Annotated in this window: 13 protein-coding genes; 11 read left to right on the top strand and 2 right to left on the bottom strand. The window is 46.1% G+C overall.

The features are described from left to right. Positions 1-5: 5 nt before the first annotated feature. The gene (locus tag A9237_RS11555) at positions 6-1,121 is read right to left on the bottom strand and encodes an efflux RND transporter periplasmic adaptor subunit (protein WP_078608212.1); all 1,116 of its coding nucleotides are present in this window, start codon (positions 1,119-1,121) and stop codon (positions 6-8) included. 114 nt (positions 1,122-1,235) lie between these two features. Further along, complete coding sequence (gene erpA / locus A9237_RS11550) at positions 1,236-1,577, bottom strand: iron-sulfur cluster insertion protein ErpA (RefSeq protein WP_005439421.1); 342 nt, start codon at positions 1,575-1,577, stop codon at positions 1,236-1,238. 246 nt (positions 1,578-1,823) lie between these two features. Here erpA and hemL point away from each other — a divergent pair, with 246 nt between their 5' ends. From hemL to A9237_RS11485, 11 genes are all read left to right on the top strand, one after another. Then, positions 1,824-3,119: a glutamate-1-semialdehyde 2,1-aminomutase gene (hemL, locus tag A9237_RS11545; RefSeq protein ID WP_009707535.1), complete on the top strand. Its 1,296-nt coding sequence runs from the start codon at positions 1,824-1,826 to the stop codon at positions 3,117-3,119. A 358-nt stretch (positions 3,120-3,477) separates the two neighbouring features. Next, positions 3,478-4,563, top strand: a complete 1,086-nt coding sequence (locus tag A9237_RS11535) for an AI-2E family transporter (protein ID WP_009707537.1) — start codon at positions 3,478-3,480, stop codon at positions 4,561-4,563. 76 nt (positions 4,564-4,639) lie between these two features. Then, complete coding sequence (gene rsmC / locus A9237_RS11530; protein WP_078608211.1) at positions 4,640-5,665, top strand: 16S rRNA (guanine(1207)-N(2))-methyltransferase RsmC; 1,026 nt, start codon at positions 4,640-4,642, stop codon at positions 5,663-5,665. A gap of 228 nt (positions 5,666-5,893) precedes the next feature. Next, positions 5,894-9,280 carry a response regulator gene (locus A9237_RS11520; RefSeq protein WP_005439415.1) on the top strand — a complete coding sequence of 1,129 codons (3,387 nt, stop codon included), beginning with the start codon at positions 5,894-5,896 and terminating at the stop codon, positions 9,278-9,280. Positions 9,281-10,116: 836 nt separating this feature from the next. Then, entirely contained in the window at positions 10,117-11,799 is a 1,683-nt protein-coding gene (locus tag A9237_RS11515) for an ABC transporter substrate-binding protein (protein ID WP_020196582.1), read from the top strand. A 170-nt stretch (positions 11,800-11,969) separates the two neighbouring features. After that, positions 11,970-12,956 carry an ABC transporter permease gene (locus A9237_RS11510; protein ID WP_005425282.1) on the top strand — a complete coding sequence of 329 codons (987 nt, stop codon included), beginning with the start codon at positions 11,970-11,972 and terminating at the stop codon, positions 12,954-12,956. A gap of 2 nt (positions 12,957-12,958) precedes the next feature. After that, complete coding sequence (locus A9237_RS11505; RefSeq protein ID WP_041058686.1) at positions 12,959-13,984, top strand: ABC transporter permease; 1,026 nt, start codon at positions 12,959-12,961, stop codon at positions 13,982-13,984. 2 nt (positions 13,985-13,986) lie between these two features. Next, a complete protein-coding gene (locus A9237_RS11500; RefSeq protein WP_005439411.1) occupies positions 13,987-14,970 on the top strand; it encodes an ABC transporter ATP-binding protein in 984 nt (327 codons plus the stop codon). 49 nt (positions 14,971-15,019) lie between these two features. Further along, entirely contained in the window at positions 15,020-16,015 is a 996-nt protein-coding gene (locus A9237_RS11495) for an ABC transporter ATP-binding protein (RefSeq protein WP_078608210.1), read from the top strand. 71 nt (positions 16,016-16,086) lie between these two features. Next, positions 16,087-17,826 carry a glycoside hydrolase family 9 protein gene (locus A9237_RS11490; protein WP_078608209.1) on the top strand — a complete coding sequence of 580 codons (1,740 nt, stop codon included), beginning with the start codon at positions 16,087-16,089 and terminating at the stop codon, positions 17,824-17,826. 2 nt (positions 17,827-17,828) lie between these two features. After that, complete coding sequence (locus A9237_RS11485; protein WP_078608208.1) at positions 17,829-18,719, top strand: glucosamine kinase nucleotide-binding domain-containing protein; 891 nt, start codon at positions 17,829-17,831, stop codon at positions 18,717-18,719. Positions 18,720-18,722: the final 3 nt, after the last annotated feature.

Genomic DNA, 18,722 nt, shown 5'->3' with positions numbered 1-18,722 from the left:
CCCCCTTACTGCTGATTCGCGGCTTCGATGGCGTCATCCACCTTGGTCGCCATCACTAAATCACCATCACGCGCAAAACCTTGTCCGAGCACAATGATGTCCACTTGGTCGCCCAATCCAGACAACCAAACGCCATCTTTTTCGGCTTTCACAAGTTGAATAGGAACAAAATGGACATGCTGATCACGCAGTGTCTTGATGCCAAGGTTACCTTCTTCATCGAGCGCGAGCATGGCTGCGGTCACTTTTACGGCCAACACTTCGCTCAAAGACAACACGACTTCGGCACTGATCCCCGCCGGCATTGCACTCTCACGGTTTTCAATTTCGATCTCAATTGGGAACGTATTGGTTGAAGTCGAAGACACACGTCCGATATAACGAATCGTGCCTTGTTGGTGAACGTTGTTAATAGTGCGAACGTCAGCGGCTTGGCCTTCTTTTAAATACTGAATATGACGCTCGCTAACATCCGCTTCGATGACTAACTTTTCAAGGTCAATAACGGTGGCAATCGGATCGCCAACACCAACAAAGTCACCAACTTCAACGAATCTATGGTCAAGAATGCCATCGAAAGGCGCTCTTACTTTAGTGTTTTTTAGAGCCGTTTCAACGTTACTTAGGTTTGCTCGTGCATCAACCAAGGCTGCTTGTGCTGTGGCAAACGCAACCTCCCCCTGTAAGCCTCGATTTTTCAGAGACTCTGCAGCTTTAAACTCTTTTTCTTTAACACGCAGCATCGCTTTGGCGCGTTTAAGCTGAATATCGAGGTCACGCTCATCAATATTAGCAATCACCTGCCCTTGCTTCACGCTTTGCCCTTTTTGCACATTCAAACTGATGATCTTACCTGCGACTTCAGCCCCTAGGCGAGCTTGTCGATTTGGCGCGGTGCGACCGTACAGTTCAATGGTTTTGCTGGTTGGTTGGGCGGTAAAAGAGTTGAACATCACCTTAGCAACAGGTGTGTCTTCAGATTGAGAGTTTGAAGGAGAAACCGTTTCGTCTTGTGCTTTAAGTTGACCCATTGCGAGCCAAGCAGCTAAAGCGATCACAAGCGTTAGAGAGACTAGCCATGGACGCTCTACAATACGACGTCCAAAAGAAGATCCAGACATACAAAGTCCTTTTTATTTTTAACTCGCAGCTCTCTTTGGAACTGGGAGTGCGTTTACGTGACTTCCTGCTACGTAAAACTCAGGCAGCCAATTGGCTGCCTGTTGTCGTGTTAATTAAACACTGAATGATGCACCACAACCACAAGTTGTCGTCGCATTTGGGTTATTGACGAAGAAGCGAGCTCCTTCTAAACCTTCTGTGTAATCAACCACGCCACCGATTAGGTATTGCAGGCTCATTGGGTCTACAACCAGTGTTACACCACTGTTTACGATTGTTGTGTCGCCTTCATTTACGTTCTCATCAAATGTGAAGCCGTATTGGAAACCACTACAGCCGCCACCAGTAATGTATACGCGTAATTTCAGTGCTGGGTTTTCTTCTTCCGCAATCAACGTTTGAACGCGAGATGCCGCGGCATCAGAAAAAGATAATGGTACGTTTACTTCGCTCACGAAGACCTCTCTCACTCGTGTAATGCGTCAAGCCTGAAGCAAGACGTCAAATTTGTGCTAATTAGAGCGATTATCCAATACCTGACCAACTCGTTCAAGTATTCACCGCCGATTCTTTATATCCGATGCTGATATGTAAGATTACAACGCCAGACTACACATAAATTACCCAAAACGTTTCTAACTTGAGATTAGCTAGGTACAATGCGCTCCACTTGGTCCGAGCAATCAAAAGAGGATAACCCCATGACCAAATCATCAGAGCTATATCAAAAGGCTCAGCAAACCATTCCTGGCGGTGTGAACTCACCAGTTCGTGCATTCAACGGCGTTGGCGGTTCTCCGCTATTTATCGAACGAGCAGACGGTGCCCTGATTTTTGATGCCGATGGTAAAGCGTACATTGATTACGTTGGCTCTTGGGGTCCTATGATTCTAGGTCATAACCACGCAGTAATCCGTGAAGCGGTTATCGATGCAGCACAACGCGGTCTAAGTTTCGGTGCACCAACTGAGATGGAAATTGCGATGGCTGAGCTCGTATCTGAGCTAGTGCCATCAATGGAACAAATCCGTATGGTGAGCTCTGGTACAGAAGCGACCATGAGTGCTATCCGTCTTGCTCGTGGCTTCACTGGTCGTGACAAGATCATGAAATTTGAAGGTTGTTACCACGGCCATGCTGACAGCTTGCTAGTAAAAGCGGGCTCTGGCGCACTAACTCTAGGTCAACCAAGCTCTCCTGGCGTTCCTGCAGATTTTGCTAAGCATACGCTAACGGCAACATTCAACGACCTAGATTCAGTACGTGAACTATTCGCAGCAAACAAAGGCGAAATCGCATGTATCATCGTTGAGCCAGTAGCGGGCAACATGAACTGTATCCCACCAGTAGAGGGTTTCCACGAAGGTCTTCGTGAAATCTGTGACCAAGAAGGCGCGCTACTGATTTTTGATGAAGTAATGACAGGTTTCCGTGTTGCTCTAGGCGGCGCGCAAGCACACTACAACATCAAACCAGACCTAACGACTCTAGGTAAAGTGATAGGTGGCGGCATGCCAGTGGGCGCTTTCGGTGGTCGTAAAGAAGTAATGCAATACGTAGCACCGACAGGTCCTGTTTACCAAGCTGGTACGCTTTCAGGTAACCCTGTGGCGATGGCTGCGGGCTTTGCATGCTTGAACCTTCTAAAAGAAGAAGGCAACGAGAAACGTCTTGCGGCGAAAACAAAACAGCTTGCTGAAGGCTTCAAAGCTCTTGCTGAGAAACACGGTATCCCAATGGTAGTAAACCAAGTGGGCGGCATGTTTGGCTTCTTCTTCACAGACCAAGAAACCGTAACGTGCTACGAAGACGTGACTAAGTGCGACGTTGAGCGCTTCAAACGTTTCTTCCACCTAATGCTAAAACACGGTGTATACCTTGCACCATCAGCATTTGAAGCAAGCTTTACTTCTCTTGCTCATGGTTCAAAAGAAATCGACGCAACACTAGAAGCTGCAGATCGCTGTTTCGCGATTCTGGCAGAAGAAGCTAAGTAAGCTTTTTACTCGAACACCAAAAGCAAAAAAGGACCTTCAGGGTCCTTTTTTATTGTCTGAACTATGCTTGCCAATTAAAAATCACGAGAATAGCGAGTACACCGATAACAATACCAAACCACGGTATGCGTTTGTTTTTCTTCTCACTCTGACACTTCTTGTCACCGTTACAACAACCCATTTTTCTATCTCTTGATTGATAACTGCCTGATTTGTGGTCATTATAACAAGGTCCGTTGCACCTTCCCAATTCGGCTATGTCATAAGCTTGAAAGAATCGTGGGTGCAAAGTAATAAAGGTTTGACGCTGTGGTATAAAGCGCTAGCCGTAACATCATCCGTAAGTTGGATTAATCCCATGCCGAACAATGTAAAAATCACGTCGAGTCACCGAGTGTTAGTTGTTGCACTACTCGCCGCTGCTTTTGCCTGCTATTTATTGGTTGAACCCTACGTAAACTCAATCGTAATGGCCTTTATAATCTCACTACTTATGTTCCCAATACATGAGTGGTTTGAGAGCAAAATGCCTAACCATAAAAACTTGGTCTCACTACTCTCCTGTGTGGTTCTAACCTTTATTATTGTGATTCCATTGTTGTTTGTCTTTGCTGCCATCGTTCAGCAAGGTTCCGTCTTTTCTCAAAACACCTATAAGTGGGTGACCAATGGTGGAATCCAAGATATCTTCCAACACCCTTGGGTAGTCAAAGGTTTAGCGCTGGTTAATGAGTACTTACCTTTCGATAAAATAGAACCTCAAGCTATCGCAGAGAAGATTGGTCAATTCGCTACATCATTTGGTTCAAACCTTGTCGCTATCAGTGCAAAAATCCTTGGTGATGCGACGAACTTCCTGATGGACTTCTTCCTAATGCTGTTTGTGTTGTTCTTCCTGTTGCGTGACCACGATAAGATCATCTCAGCAATGCGCCACATCTTGCCGCTTTCTCGTAGCCAAGAAGACAAGATTCTGACCGAGATTGAACAAGTATCGAAATCCGCAGTTATGGGGTCATTCTTGACCGCGATAGCTCAAGGTTTTGCGGGCGGTATTGGCATGTGGTTGGCTGGTTTCCCTGGCCTGTTCTGGGGCACGATGATGGGCTTCGCGTCTTTCATTCCGGTCGTTGGTACCGCGTTAATTTGGATTCCGGCAGCCGCTTACTTGTTCCTAACTGGTGATACAACTTGGGCCATTTTCCTAACGGTGTGGAGCGTGGTCGTGGTTGGCTCTATTGATAACCTGTTGCGCCCGCTGCTAATGCAAGGTAGCGCCGGCATGAACACCCTTATGATTTTCTTCTCGTTACTGGGTGGTCTGCATCTGTTTGGTTTGATTGGTCTTATCTACGGTCCATTGATCTTCGCCGTGACCATGGTGCTGTTTAATATCTACGAAGAGGAGTTCAAAGACTTCCTCAACCAACAAGACAACAGTTAGTCATCGCTTAAGCACTTCAAGCTTGGGGCAGATTGTGCGAAAATCTGCCCCTAATTATTTCTGATGAACCTAATTTATGTCTGCTTACATCGCACCTAGCCAAATTGCTCAGCGCCAACTTGAGTATTTCAACGGAAAACACGTTTTAGTCACAGGAGAAGTTGAAGACTTGTTCCCGCTAGAGTTAGTGGAGCATTGCGAATCTGTAGAAGTGTTTACTTCCAACTACAGCTACTATCGCCAAATTCAAACCTCTGACAAAGTGAAAAGTCATTTTGGTTCTGAGTTTGACGTTGAAACACAAGCGGACATGGTCCTTTTATACTGGCCAAAAGCTAAAGCTGAGGCGGAATATCTGCTAGCGATGTTGATGGCTAAGCTAGGCATCAATACAGAAATCGTTGTGGTTGGTGAAAACCGTTCAGGTGTAAAAAGCATCGAGAAGATGTTCAAAGACTATGGTCCCGTGAAGAAGTACGACACCGCTCGTCGCTGTTCATTTTACTGGGGAACTTGCCTTAACCAGCCAAAGCCTTTCAATCAAGCCGACTGGTTTAAATCTTACGAAATTACACTTGGTGAACAATCACTTACCGTTAAGAGTCTACCTGGCGTATTCAGCCATGGTGAGTTTGACCTAGGCAGTCGTCTTCTACTGGAAACCTTACCAAAACTTTCAGGCAAGGTACTGGACTTTGGTTGTGGTGCTGGTGTGCTAGGTGCATTTATGGCTCAAGCAAACCCAGAGATCGCGATTGAGATGTGTGATATTAACGCTTATGCCATTACCTCTAGCCAAGCAACACTCGAGGCGAATGGGTTATCAGGTCGTGTTTTTGCCTCAGATATCTACTCAGACACGGCTCAAGACTACCGTTTTATTGTCAGTAACCCACCATTCCACAGTGGCTTAGACACAAACTACAACGCAGCAGAAACTCTGTTAGGTCAAGCACCAAAGTATATGACGGCCAACGGTGAGATGGTCATTGTGGCGAACAGTTTCTTGCAGTATCCACCAATTATTGAGAAAGCATTCAATAATTGCGAGACGCTAAATAAGACCAATAAATTCTCTATCTACTACGCTAAAAAATCGTAACACTCCCTTGCGCAGGTGAATTCCTGCGCAATCCATTGCTGAATTTTACACAACTCAAAGAAAAACTGCGTCGCTACCCACGCTTTGCAATCAACTTTCTTGTCAAAGAAAAAAAACTCGTTAATTTTGTTAATTCTATCGAATTTAACTTCTTGCCCGTTTTTAACGAGAACCTTGGCAAGCGCCAACCAATCGGTCGCTGCCCTTTAACGAGTTGTAATCTTATCCATGTTTAAATTCTACAAAAAGCAGAAATTTAAGCGCCTGCAAAGCACGCTAATGACCGCATTTTTGGTTCTTAGTATTACGCCCCTGACGATCACTGCGATTTTCTTCCTGCAATCACACAGTAAAGATCTCCAAGAGCAAAGTACATCGCACCTGCTCTCTGTTCGTGATACTAAGCAACAGCAGATCATTGACTACTTCGCTGCGCAAGAAACGGAAGTGATGGGCTTCGTACGTTCAGAACTTGCCTATGCCAGTGGCGGACGCTTCTACGGCTTAGTCAACGCATTTAGCCGTTTAGGGCACGATATTGACGAAGCGAGAGAAAACGCACAGCACCGCTACATCAAAGGCAGTGGTGATCAAATCAAAACGTCGATTTTGCCGGAATCGTCCAACTATGTTGGCAGTGAACGCTACCGCCTACTCCACAAACGCTACCATTGGGCATACCTAGAACTGCTAAAACGTTCTGATTTCAATGATATTTTGTTGGTCGACATTGACGGTAATGTCACGTACTCCATCAATAAAGATGACAACTACGGCACAAACCTACTAACCGGTCGCTATAAAGAGACGGCGTTAGGTCGTACCTTTAAACGTTTATCAGAAGACGTCAGTGCACGCCGAAAAGTCAATGAAGATTACACCCCAGTGGTGGTGTCTGACTTTGATATCGAAAACGGAAAGCAAGTTGCTTGGTTAGGTGCGCCTATTGTTCAGCAAGGCTACCTCCACAGTTATGCGATGTTCCGTTTGCCAAATAACGGCATTACCAAGCTTATTGCGGAAATTAACCGTGATTCATCCATTGAAACCTTGCTCGTTGGTAGTGACCACAAACCTAGAACGATCAATACCAAACAAGAAGATATCCAAAACAGCTTAGAAATCGTGGATAAAGCGTTGGCCGGTGACACTGAAGTAGGTACTTACAGTAACCGCTTAGGTGAAGAGATGATTGCGGCGTTTGCGCCAATTGAAACTCGTGGCCTAACTTGGGCGCTAGTCGTGCAACTTCCTGAAAAAGAAGCCTTTGCGCGTGTCCACCAGCTTGAAAAACTGTTTGTGATTGCGATGTTAATTGCGATCGTATTGGTAGTTATCGCCTCACATTACTTATCGAACTTCATCACTTCACCACTGCTAAAACTGACTTGGGCAGCAGAGAAAGTGTCTGCAGGCGATTTGGATGAAACGACCTTTAACACCGAACGAAAAGACGAGATTGGGCGTCTTGCGATCAGCTTTGAGCGTATGCAACGCTCTATTCGTGAAAAGATTCAAACCATCAAGCAGCAAAATGAAGAGTTAGAAAGCAACATCAAGCTGATCCAAAAGCAAAACGAAGAATTACAGCTGGCTGATAAGCTGAAAGATGAGTTCCTTGCGACAACCTCCCATGAACTTCGCACGCCATTACACGGCATGGTTGGTATTGCAGAAACCTTGGTATCTGGCGCAAATGGGGCTATTCCGGCTAGCCAGAAATATCAATTGGACATCATCATCAAGAGTGGTCAACGCCTAGCGAACCTCGTTGATGACTTATTGGATTACCACAAGATGCGCTATGGCAGCATGGATATCCAAAAGTCAGCAGTGAGTCTAGCAAGTGCCACACGCTTAGTATTAGAGCTTTCCGGTCACCTATTGGGTAACAAGACTATCCGCATCATTAACCAAGTGCCTGCAGATTTGAAAGCTGTCTCAGCGGATCCTCAGCGCTTAGAACAAGTGCTGTACAATTTGATCGGTAATGCCATCAAGTACACCTCTGAAGGTAAGATCGTCATTTCAGCAATGGTTGTTGACGATCAAGTTCGAGTGCAAGTCGTGGATACAGGTCAAGGCATCCCAGCAGAGCATCTAGAACATATCTTCGAACCTCTGATTCAAGCAGGCCAAGACGCGAGCCGCTACCGTCAAGGTGCAGGACTGGGTCTATCAATCAGCCGTCAACTTATTGAGTTGATGGGCGGGTCATTGTATGTGAGCAGCCAACCTATGGTAGGCACCACATTCAGCTTTACCCTGCCGCTAGCAAGTGAAGAAGAGATCCAAGCGACACAAAGCCTAGCTGCTCGCGGGCACTTCCAAATCCCTGAGGCAAATTTTGAGAACAACGATGACTTGTCTCTGCCAGAGAACCCAGACGGTCCATTGCTTTACGTTGCCGATGATGAACCAGTTAACCTGCGCGTTCTAGAAAGCTTCCTAAGGTTGGAAGGCTATCGCGTTCGCACGATTTCTGATGGTCCAGAAACGCTGGCGTTAATTGAACAAGAAAAGCCAGAATTGCTTTTATTGGACATCATGATGCCGGGGATGAGTGGTTATCAAGTGTGCAGTGAGCTTCGTGAAACTTACGATCATGCAGAGCTACCAATCATCATGCTAACCGCATTAAGCCAAACAGAGGACCGAGTGAGAGGCTTTGAAGCGGGCGCGAATGATTACCTGACAAAACCATTCAACAAACAAGAGCTAGCGGCACGTATTCAGGCGCACCTAACGGCAAGTAAAGCGGAAATGCGACACATCGAAAACAAGTTATTAGAGTCGGAGCTGCGCCAACGTGCAGAAGTCGAAGCGAGCTTGTTGGAGACCCAAGGGCGATTACTAGAGCAGCTAGAATCTGCACCAGAAGCTATTATTTGTCTTCGTGAAGACCAACGCATTCGCTTTGCTAATGAAGCGGCCTGTAAGCTGTTTAAACGCAGCTTAGAACAGTTGAAGCGCTCTTCAGCAGACGAATTGATCGCACCTAAGTTCTTGACGGTTAAGCAACCTCACTACTGTGGCAAGATTGATATCTACATTGAAGATATTCGCCAAAACATCGAAGCCGACATTCTAAAACTTCCAGAAGGCTCTGGTTTGGATGTGATGTACATCTTTAATGTCGGCGGCGGTGCTAACGCTGCTCGTATCCACAACCTAGAGACGGCAGTTGAAGTGCTTTCATGCTACGCATTCGATGGCGACAAAGACCAACTTCAGAAGCTAAAAGAGCTTGGTGGAGAGTTTACACGCTTAGCAGATAAAGCTTTGGGTAACAAGAAAGACAAACAAGAGCTGCTTCGTGAGGTTCTTGTCGATACCATGACCCATGCATTGGAATACTGGGAGTCTGTTACCGGAGAGACCAAGTTTGCGTTTGCTGAGCAAAGTGGCTTGTGGCGTGTTTACCTAGACCGCAGTACCTTGCAGACTCGTACCCTCGACAAATACATGCGTATCGAGACACTACCTAAAACACCACGTTGGAGAACGGTATTAAGCTCGATTGAGTTTATCTTGGAGCACTGTAAAGAACAGAGCCCAGAACGCGCATACATTGAAGCTCAGCGCGACAAAATGCAGAGACTTTTAACAAGCTAACTTCACAACACACAAATGACAGCCCCGCATTTAGCGGGGCTTTTTTATATTCGACCAAAACTCACGCTTACCGACTTAGATAGCAAGACGACCACTCAGGCTCTAATCTATATCTACTCAGTTACTCTCCATGTCCCACTTAGCTCATCTTTTATCAGTTCATGTAGAGTTGGAAGCAAGCTATCAAAAAAGCCATTCTAGACACCCTCTACGTACGAATTTGAGCGGCAACTTTCTGGATAATTACAAACGTAATTTATTACCCTAAAGTCCTCTAAAAACACTTCCTTTCCCTCATAAAAAAAGCATAATCAGCAGCCAAATTTTGCTGTTAAAAACCTCTGTTTTTTACTCAGCAAGGGAAATTAGGCCAACATTTGATGGAGATTGCGAAGTCAATCACAACAGAACGGCAGATTAAATTTCACCTAGTTAATTAACAAAAAAATCGTGTGTGAGCCAGATCGCCAAAGCATTACAAGCCCACAAAACTATTAATTTAAAAGAGATTAAGAGTAAGTAAACACTAACACACAAAGTTAAAGCGGATATAAACTGCGACGCATATCAACGTTTACTTTTTAGCCTTACCAGGCTTAAAAACGAACAAAATGACGTTTATGACGGAGTTGGTGCGGTTTTTAACGTTTTTAACGGGAATCGAGTTTGATTATTTTGTGGATAAGGTGTTTTCTTACTCCTGCCTAAGGCCTACAGGCCACTCTTAGAGCGAAACCAATTTAATGTGGAGCGAAGAGGTGGGCCTTGGAGAGTGTTTATCAATTGATGACATTCAATTCCATTAGTGAAATGAAAGCAAATAGTAAGGAACAGCTATGCTTGCCAATATTAAAAAAACAGCACTAGCAACAGCAATTATTGCAACGGCTACTACAGGTTTTGCATCAGTAGCTACAGCCGCTGAGCGCAGTGAACTGACTATCCACCCTAAAGAGTTTACAACTTTTGTTCGTAACTTTAACCCTTTCTTGGGTGCAACAAACCTGCACACAACTACTGACTTTATCTACGAGCCACTAGTTGTTTTCAACGAAATGCACGGTAACACACCGGTATTCCGTCTAGCAGAAAACTTCCAAATGTCTGACGACCTAATGAGCGTAACTTTCGATATCCGTAAAGGCGTAAAATGGTCTGACGGCGAAGCGTTTACCGCTGATGACGTTGTTTACTCTTTCAACCTAGTTAAAGAGAAGCCAGAGCTAGACCAATCTGGTATCAACTCTTGGGTAACTGGCGTAGAGAAAGTTAACGATTACCAAGTTAAGTTCCGTCTAAGCGAAGCAAACTCAAACGTTCCTTACGAAATTGCTAAAGTACCAGTTGTACCTAAGCACGTATGGAGCAAAGTGAAAGATCCATCAACATTCACTAACGAAAACCCAGTAGGTTCTGGCCCATTCACAGTGATCGACACTTTCACCCCTCAACTGTACATCCAGTGTGAAAACCCGAACTACTGGGATGCAGCGAACCTAGACGTTGACTGTCTGCGTGTTCCTCAAATCGCGAACAATGACCAGTTCCTAGGTAAGATTGTTAACGGCGAAATGGACTGGACTTCTTCATTCGTTCCAGACATCGACCGCACTTACGCAGCAGCGAGCCCTAAACACCACTACTGGTACCCGCCAGCAGGTACTCAAGCGTTCGTAGTAAACTTCAAGAACCCAGATGCAGCGAAAAACGAAGCACTAACTAACGTTGACTTCCGTCGCGCATTCTCTATGGCTCTTGACCGTCAAACTATCATTGATATTGCATTCTACGGCGGCGGTACAGTGAACGACTTCGCATCTGGTCTTGGCTACGCATTCGAAGCTTGGTCTGACGAGAAGACTCACGACAAGTTCAAGGGTTACAACTCTTACAACGCTGAAGGCGCTAAGAAACTTCTAGCGAAAGCGGGCTTTAAAGACGTAAACAAAGACGGTTTCGTTGACACGCCATCTGGTAAGTCTTTCGAGCTACTAATCCAATCTCCAAACGGTTGGACTGACTTCAACAACACTGTACAGCTTGCTGTTGAGCAACTTGCAGAAGTAGGCATCAAAGCACGTGCTCGTACACCAGACTTCTCTGTGTACAACCAAGCAATGCTTGAAGGTACTTACGACGTTGCGTACACCAACTACTTCCACGGTGCAGACCCATACACTTACTGGAACAGTGCTTACAACTCAGCACTACAATCTGGTGACGGTATGCCTCGCTTCGCGATGCACTTCTACAAGAACGACAAGCTAGATGGTCTTCTAAACAGCTTCTACAAGACAGCTGACAAGCAAGAGCAGCTAGAAATCGCTCACGGTATTCAGCAAATCATCGCTCAAGACCAAGTGACTATCCCTGTGATGTCTGGTGCTTACATGTACCAATACAACACAACTCGCTTCACTGGTTGGTGGAACGAAGAAAATCCTAAGGGCCGTCCAAACATTTGGGCTGGTATCCCAGAGCGTCTACTTCACGTACTGGACCTAAAACCAGTTAAATAAGTAGAAGTTCATTTCTAGCGGCACACATCCCGTGTGCCGCCTATAAAAATCCCCTTGTTACTAAACCAACATATGGCGCTCGTCGTCAGGGGATTTTTCGCTCTAAATTTCGCTAGGAGCGACCTGAAACCAGAAACAGGGAAAAAATCTGGGTGAGTAAGGTGTGAGTTATGGGTTATTTTTTAAGACGTTTGTCGTTCTATCTTGTCGCGCTCTTGGTTGCAGCGACGTTAAACTTCATTATTCCGCGAGCAATGCCTGGTGACCCAGTTACCATGATGTTTGCTAACGCATCAGTACAGGTAACGCCAGAGCGAATCGCAGCAATGAAAGAACTGCTGGGTTTCGTAGATGGTCCAATCTACATTCAGTACCTGTCGTACATCAAAAACATTCTAAGCTGGGAGCTAGGTACTTCTATCCAGTTCTACCCGCTTTCAGTTAACTCTCTACTAGGTGGCGCATTCGGTTGGTCATTGTTCCTAGCAGGTACTGCAGTTGTACTATCGTTCTCGATTGCTTCTGTACTAGGTATCTTCGCAGCTTGGAAACGTGGTAGCCGATACGATGCATTCGTAACACCGGGCACACTGATCATTCAAGCGATTCCACAAATGGTTATCGCGATGCTAGCGCTGTTCATCTTTGCCATCGGTCTTAAGTGGTTCCCATCAGGCTACGCCTACACCCCGGGTACTGTGCCAGATTGGACAAGCTGGGAGTTCCTAAAAGACGTGGGTTACCACGCTATTCTTCCATTGTTCTGTGCGACGATTGTTCAGATTGGTGGCTTCCTAGTAAACATGCGTAACAACATGATCAACCTTCTTGCTGAAGATTACATCACAATGGCAAAAGGTAAGGGTCTGAGCGAAAACCGTGTGGTATTCAACTACGCAGCTCGTAACGCACTACTACCAAGTGTAACCGCACTTTCAATGTCTCTAGGTATGGCAATCGGTGGTCAGCTAATCATCGAGATGATCTTCAACTACCCAGGTCTAGGTACGGTTCTTCTAAACGCAATTCACGCACGTGACTACCAAGTACTTCAAGGTCAGCTAATCATCATGACGATGTTCATGCTGTGCTTCAACCTAATGGCTGACATGCTGTACATGATTCTAGACCCTCGCCTACGTAAGGGAGGCAAATAATCATGAAAGAACTATTTAAACTGATTTTAGGTAACGCGTTCGCACGTGTTGGTTTGGCAATTATCTCGGTATTCATCTTTGTAGCAGTAGCTGCACCTTTGATTACTCAACATGCGCCAGATAAGCGCACTGGTAACCCACATGAATACCCTGGTTTTGTTGTAAAACAAGCACAAAACAACCCTGATGGCTGGGTTGCCAAAAACCTAGCAGATGACCGTCGTACGCTGCTTATGTCGAAAAAAGCGGACCACGTACTAGGCACGTCTCGTATGGGTCGTGACATCTGGTCTCAAGTTGCTTACGGCGCTCGAGTATCGCTGGGTGTGGGTTTTGGTGCGGGTGTTATCGTGTGTTTCTTAGCAACGGTTATTGGTATCTCAGCAGGTTACTTCGGCGGCCGTGTCGATGACGTACTGAGTGCTGCAATGAACATCATGCTGGTTATTCCACAGTTACCACTCCTGTTCGTACTCGCTGCGTTTATCGGGGAGGCAGGGCCTCTCACCATTGCCTTGATTATCGCCGGTACTTCCTGGGCTTGGGGTGCACGTGTTGTGCGAGCTCAAACCATGGCACTACGAGAAAAAGAATTCGTTAAAGCTGCAGAAGTACTGGGTGAGTCACCAATTCGCATCATCTTCGTTGAGATTTTGCCAAACCTAATCCCAATCGTTGGTGCAAGCTTCATCGGTTCAGTAATGCTAGCAATCAACACGGAAGCGGTAATTTCGTTCCTAGGCTTAGGCGATGCAAACACCATCAGTTGGGGCATCATGCTGTACAACGTACAGACTTCATCAGCGATGCTGATCGGCGCATGGTGGGAAGTTCTAGCACCTTGTATTGCACTAACTCTATTGGTTACAGGCCTTGCTCTACTGAACTTCGCAGTCGATGAAATTGCTAACCCGCAGCTTCGTTCTCACAAAGGCATGAAGCGCTGGAAGAAAATGGCAGCACAAGACAAGAAAGAACGTGAGCCAGAATTGGCACCACAAAATGCACTATGGAGCGGAGATAAATAATCATGACTGCACCACTAATTTCTATCCGTAACCTATGCGTAGACTACATTACAGATGCGGGCGATGTCCGCGCCTGTAACAACGTCAGCTTCGACATTGCACCGGGCGAAGTATTTGGCCTAGCAGGTGAATCTGGCTGTGGTAAATCAACCGTTGCATTCTCGCTAATGCGCCTTCATAAGCCGCCAGCGTTTATCACAGGTGGTGAGGTTATCTTCAATGGCGAAGATATCCTCCAATACAGCGATGAGCGTATGCAGTCGTTCCGCTGGAGCGAAATGTCGATGGTATTCCAAAGTGCGATGAACGCTTTGAACCCAGTACTAACGATGGAAGAGCAGTTCTGTGACGTAATCATGCGTCACACCAACATGACTCGCGCTCAAGCCAAAGTTCGTGCAGAAGGTCTATTGGAAATCGTTGATATCCACCCTAGCCGCTTAAGCGATTACCCACACCAATTCTCTGGCGGTATGCGTCAGCGTCTGGTTATTGCTATCGCTTTGGCTTTGAACCCAAAAATGATCATCATGGATGAACCTACAACGGCACTAGACGTGGTAGTTCAACGTGAGATTCTGCAAAAAATCTATGCACTTAAAGAAGAGTTTGGCTTCTCGATTCTGTTCATCACCCATGACTTGTCATTGATGGTCGAGTTCTCTGACCGCATCGGCATCATGTACTCGGGTGAACTGATTGAAGTCGCCCCTTCTAAACAAATTCTGGAAAGTCCTTACCACCCTTACACAAAAGGTTTGGGTAGCTCTTTCCCTCCACTAACTGGTCCTAAGACCAAATTGACTGGTATTCCAGGCAACCCTTTGAACCTATTAGAAGTTCCTCAAGGTTGTCGATTCCAAGCTCGTTGTGACCGTGTCCATGAAGCTTGTACGCGAGTACCAACTCAGCTGCGTCAAATTGAACCTGGTCGTCTCTCAAACTGCCACTTGTATGGCGACACGATTGCTCAAGCTAAGGTTTAACAACAAAAAAATAACGCTAGCTAAGAAGAAAATTACACTGGAGAGAATTATGAGCAAACAATTCGGCGAATTGCTGGTTGAAGGTAAAAATGTCGTTAAGGACTTCCCTTTAAACAGTAACTCAATCAAACAATCTAAGATGCGTGCAATCAACGACGTATCTTTCAAAATGTACAAAAGCCGCGGTTTATCCGTAGTAGGTGAGTCTGGCTCAGGTAAATCTACTACCGCAAAAATGATTGCGAAAATGTACGCACCAACCGATGGCATCATCGAGTACAAAGGTCGTGATATTCAAGACATCACTTCTCGTAACGATTTGATGACTTACCGTGAAGGCGTGCAAATGGTATGGCAAGACCCGTTTGGCTCGCTAAACCCAACACACAACATCTTCCACCATATTGCTCGCCCACTGCTTATCCACAAAAAGGTTTCTCCGGGCAACAAGAAAGAGTTGGAAGAGCGCGTGTATGACCTACTAGAACAGGTTGGCCTGATTCCACCAAAAGAAACGGCGCAAAAGTTCCCACACCAACTTTCTGGTGGTCAACGTCAGCGCGTGAACTTGGCTCGTAACATTGCAGTTGGTGCAGAAGTGGTACTGGCTGACGAACCAACATCAATGCTTGACGTATCGATCCGTGCTGGTGTTCTTAACCTCATGGAAGAGATGAAGTTTGAGAAGCAAATGTCTCTTCTTTACATCACTCACGACATCGCGACAGCGCGTTACATTGCTGAAGATCTTGCGGTTATGTACGTGGGTCACATGGTTGAGTGGGGTGACACAGAGGAAATCATTCACAATCCTCAACACCCATACACGCAACTACTGGTTTCAGCCGTGCCAGATCCATCAAAGTCAATTCACGAGAAGTTGAAAGGCAACAAAGGTGAGATCCCACTTTGGACGCCAGAATCAGTCGGTTGTCCATTTGCAGGACGCTGTGTTCATGCCACAGAAAAATGTCGCGAGCGACTGCCTGGTGTGACGCAACTGTCTGATAACCACTTTGTTCGTTGTTACTTATTCGAAGATTAATCATAACGAGGGTTAGGTATCAATCTGACCCCTTTTTCCCTTTATATTTTATTGTTTCCCGGAGAGATTGAATGCTGCTACTGACTAACCACATTGGTTACGAGCGTCTGGGCCCTAAGAAAGCGATCATCCAGACGAGCCGACCACGCCTGTCTTCTTATACGGCTTTGTTGGTTTGTGCCGATAGCCATCAAACCGTTGCAACCTTGACGGTAGAAAAGCAAGGCAAAGTAGCGAACTGGCATCAAGGTCATTTCTACCTTATCGACTTTTCTTCATTTAATACTCCAGGTAACTATTACCTTCGTTTCGACCATTTACGTTCATCTCACTTTGAGATCGGCGAACATATTCTTTTCGATCGCACGCTTTCAGATGTGATCCATTATTTTAAATCTCAGCGCTGCGGCGGCATTTTCGATCAACAAGATCGTCAGGCTCCACTGTTAAATTCCGATGAAACCGCAGATGTTCATGGCGGTTGGTATGACGCTTCAGGTGATGTCAGCAAATATCTGAGCCATTTGTCGTACGCAAACTACCTAAACCCACAGCAGACCCCTATGGTGGTATGGAACATGTTGAAAGGTTTGTCCCTGCTAGACGGCAACGACAAACTGGCTAAATTCACTGCTACTCGCCTTATTGAAGAAGCCCTGTTCGGTGCAGACTTCCTTGTTCGTATGCAAAACGAAAAAGGTTTCTTCTACATGACCGTGTTCGACAAGTGGAGTAAAGACACAGCTCAACGTGAAATCTGTGCCTACGAAACCCAACTTGGTCATAAGTTTGATGACTACCAAGCCGGTTACCGACAAGGAGCTGGCGTTAGCATTGCGGCATTAGCTTCAGCAGCACGTCTAGAGGTTCATGGAGAATTCGACCAACAAAAATACCGTAATGCAGCAGAAAACGGCTACTGGCACTTAAAAGAGCACAACACCCAATACCTAAACGATGGTGAAGAGAACATCATCGATGAATACTGTGCATTACTTGCAGCGGTTGAACTATTTAAGACCACCAAAGAAGCACGCTACCTAGAAGAAAGCCGCGTGTGGGCAAACCGCCTTTCTGCTCGTCAAATGAATGATGAGCATATTCAACATTTCTGGGCAGCCAACCAAGATGGTAGCCGCCCTTACTTCCATGCGGCAGAAGCAGGACTTCCTGTTATCGCGCTGTGCGAATACTTGGCGATTGAAGACGACTCTGAGCGCGCTTCAGTAGCAAAACAAATCATCACTCAAGCTTGTGAGTTTGAAGTCTCTATCACCAATAGAGTGAAGAACCCATTTGGTTACCCGCGCCAATACGTAAAAGGTGTGAACGAAGCGAAACGCGATGCGTTCTTTGTGGCACACAACAATGAATCGGGTTACTGGTGGCAAGGTGAGAATGCTCGCTTAGGTTCACTGGCAACCATGGCGTATCTGGCTCAACCCTTTATTGAGTCAGAAATTCTAAAACAACAGCTTTCTAAACTCGCACAAGATTCTATCAACTGGATTGTAGGTCTGAACCCGTACGACATGTGCATGTTGGACGGTCATGGTCGTAATAATCCGGACTACCTTCCTCAATATGGTTTCTTCAATGCAAAAGGTGGCGTGTGCAACGGCATCACCGGCGGTTTCGAAGATGAGGAAGACATTGCATTTAATCCACCAGCACAGAAAGACGACATGCTTCAAAACTGGCGCTGGGGAGAACAATGGATCCCGCATGGTGCGTGGTACCTACTCGCAGTAATGAGTCAGGCTCAGCACATCTCGACTTTAGCGAACTCTCAAGCCTTCAAGGAGCAATAAACATGGGGATGTATTTTGTAGGTATTGATGGCGGTGGCACTTCCTGTCGCGCCCGTATCAAAGACGCGCAAGGCAACTTCGTTGGAGAGGCTAAAAGTGGCAGCGCTAACATTATGTTAGGTGCAGAAGTCGCGATGGCGTCGATTCTTGAATCCATTGCTTCAGCAGCGCAACAAGGCGGTCTAACTCCACAAGACTTTGCTTCTATGCACGTTGGATTGGCACTTGCGGGCGCTGAACATAAAACCTCATGGCAAGCATTCATGGCTTTAGAACACCCATTTGCCAGTATGGCACTCAATACCGATGCTTACGGAGCATGTATTGGTGCGCATAACGGTGAAGATGGCGCAATCATGATTGCAGGAACCGGTTCATGCGGCATTTTCCTCAAAGGTCTCGAGCAACATGTCGTTGGCGGTCGTGAGTTCCCAATCTCCGATCAAGGTGGCGGTGCAGTCATGGGGTTGCGTCTGATCCAACAAGTCTTGCTAGCAGAAGATGGCATCCGTGAAAAAACACCTCTAGCCGCGCACGTCATGAATCATTTTGAAAATGACATCGACAACGTAGTGGCGTGGTCTAAACAGGCTTTGCCTCGCGATTACGGTCAATTTTCTCCTGCTATTTTCCAACATGCGGAACAAGGCGATGCACTGGCGATTGAAATGCTTAAGCAAACCGCAGCTGATATAGAAATGTTCTTAGTCGCGCTGAATAAGCGTGGGGCTACTCGTATCTGCCTAATGGGTAGTATCGCAGAGCGAATTCTGAACTGGTTGTCTCCACCAGTTCAACAGTGGGTGGTTGAACCTCAGTTTGATGCGATTGAAGGAGCTATCATGTTTGCTGGCAAACCAGAGCATAACCTTTACGCCGTGAGTGTTGAGTAGGAG

The organism is Vibrio owensii (assembly GCF_002021755.1).
Taxonomy (GTDB): Bacteria; Pseudomonadota; Gammaproteobacteria; order Enterobacterales; family Vibrionaceae; genus Vibrio; species Vibrio owensii.
Note: the sequence above shows the minus strand (reverse complement) of the source record. Positions and strands in the feature narration are given on the sequence as shown.

Bases quoted from the DNA above. Each gene is read 5' to 3' on its own strand.
- A9237_RS11505 (WP_041058686.1), top strand. From the start codon at position 12,959: ATGAAAGAACTATTTAAACTGATTTTAGGTAACGCGTTCGCACGTGTT.
- A9237_RS11490 (WP_078608209.1), top strand. From the start codon at position 16,087: ATGCTGCTACTGACTAACCACATTGGTTACGAGCGTCTGGGCCCTAAG.
- A9237_RS11535 (WP_009707537.1), top strand. From the start codon at position 3,478: ATGCCGAACAATGTAAAAATCACGTCGAGTCACCGAGTGTTAGTTGTT.
- A9237_RS11515 (WP_020196582.1), top strand. From the start codon at position 10,117: ATGCTTGCCAATATTAAAAAAACAGCACTAGCAACAGCAATTATTGCA.
- A9237_RS11485 (WP_078608208.1), top strand. From the start codon at position 17,829: ATGGGGATGTATTTTGTAGGTATTGATGGCGGTGGCACTTCCTGTCGC.
- hemL (WP_009707535.1), top strand. From the start codon at position 1,824: ATGACCAAATCATCAGAGCTATATCAAAAGGCTCAGCAAACCATTCCT.
- A9237_RS11510 (WP_005425282.1), top strand. From the start codon at position 11,970: ATGGGTTATTTTTTAAGACGTTTGTCGTTCTATCTTGTCGCGCTCTTG.
- A9237_RS11520 (WP_005439415.1), top strand. From the start codon at position 5,894: ATGTTTAAATTCTACAAAAAGCAGAAATTTAAGCGCCTGCAAAGCACG.
- A9237_RS11495 (WP_078608210.1), top strand. From the start codon at position 15,020: ATGAGCAAACAATTCGGCGAATTGCTGGTTGAAGGTAAAAATGTCGTT.
- A9237_RS11500 (WP_005439411.1), top strand. From the start codon at position 13,987: ATGACTGCACCACTAATTTCTATCCGTAACCTATGCGTAGACTACATT.
- rsmC (WP_078608211.1), top strand. From the start codon at position 4,640: ATGTCTGCTTACATCGCACCTAGCCAAATTGCTCAGCGCCAACTTGAG.
- A9237_RS11555 (WP_078608212.1), bottom strand. From the start codon at position 1,121: ATGTCTGGATCTTCTTTTGGACGTCGTATTGTAGAGCGTCCATGGCTA.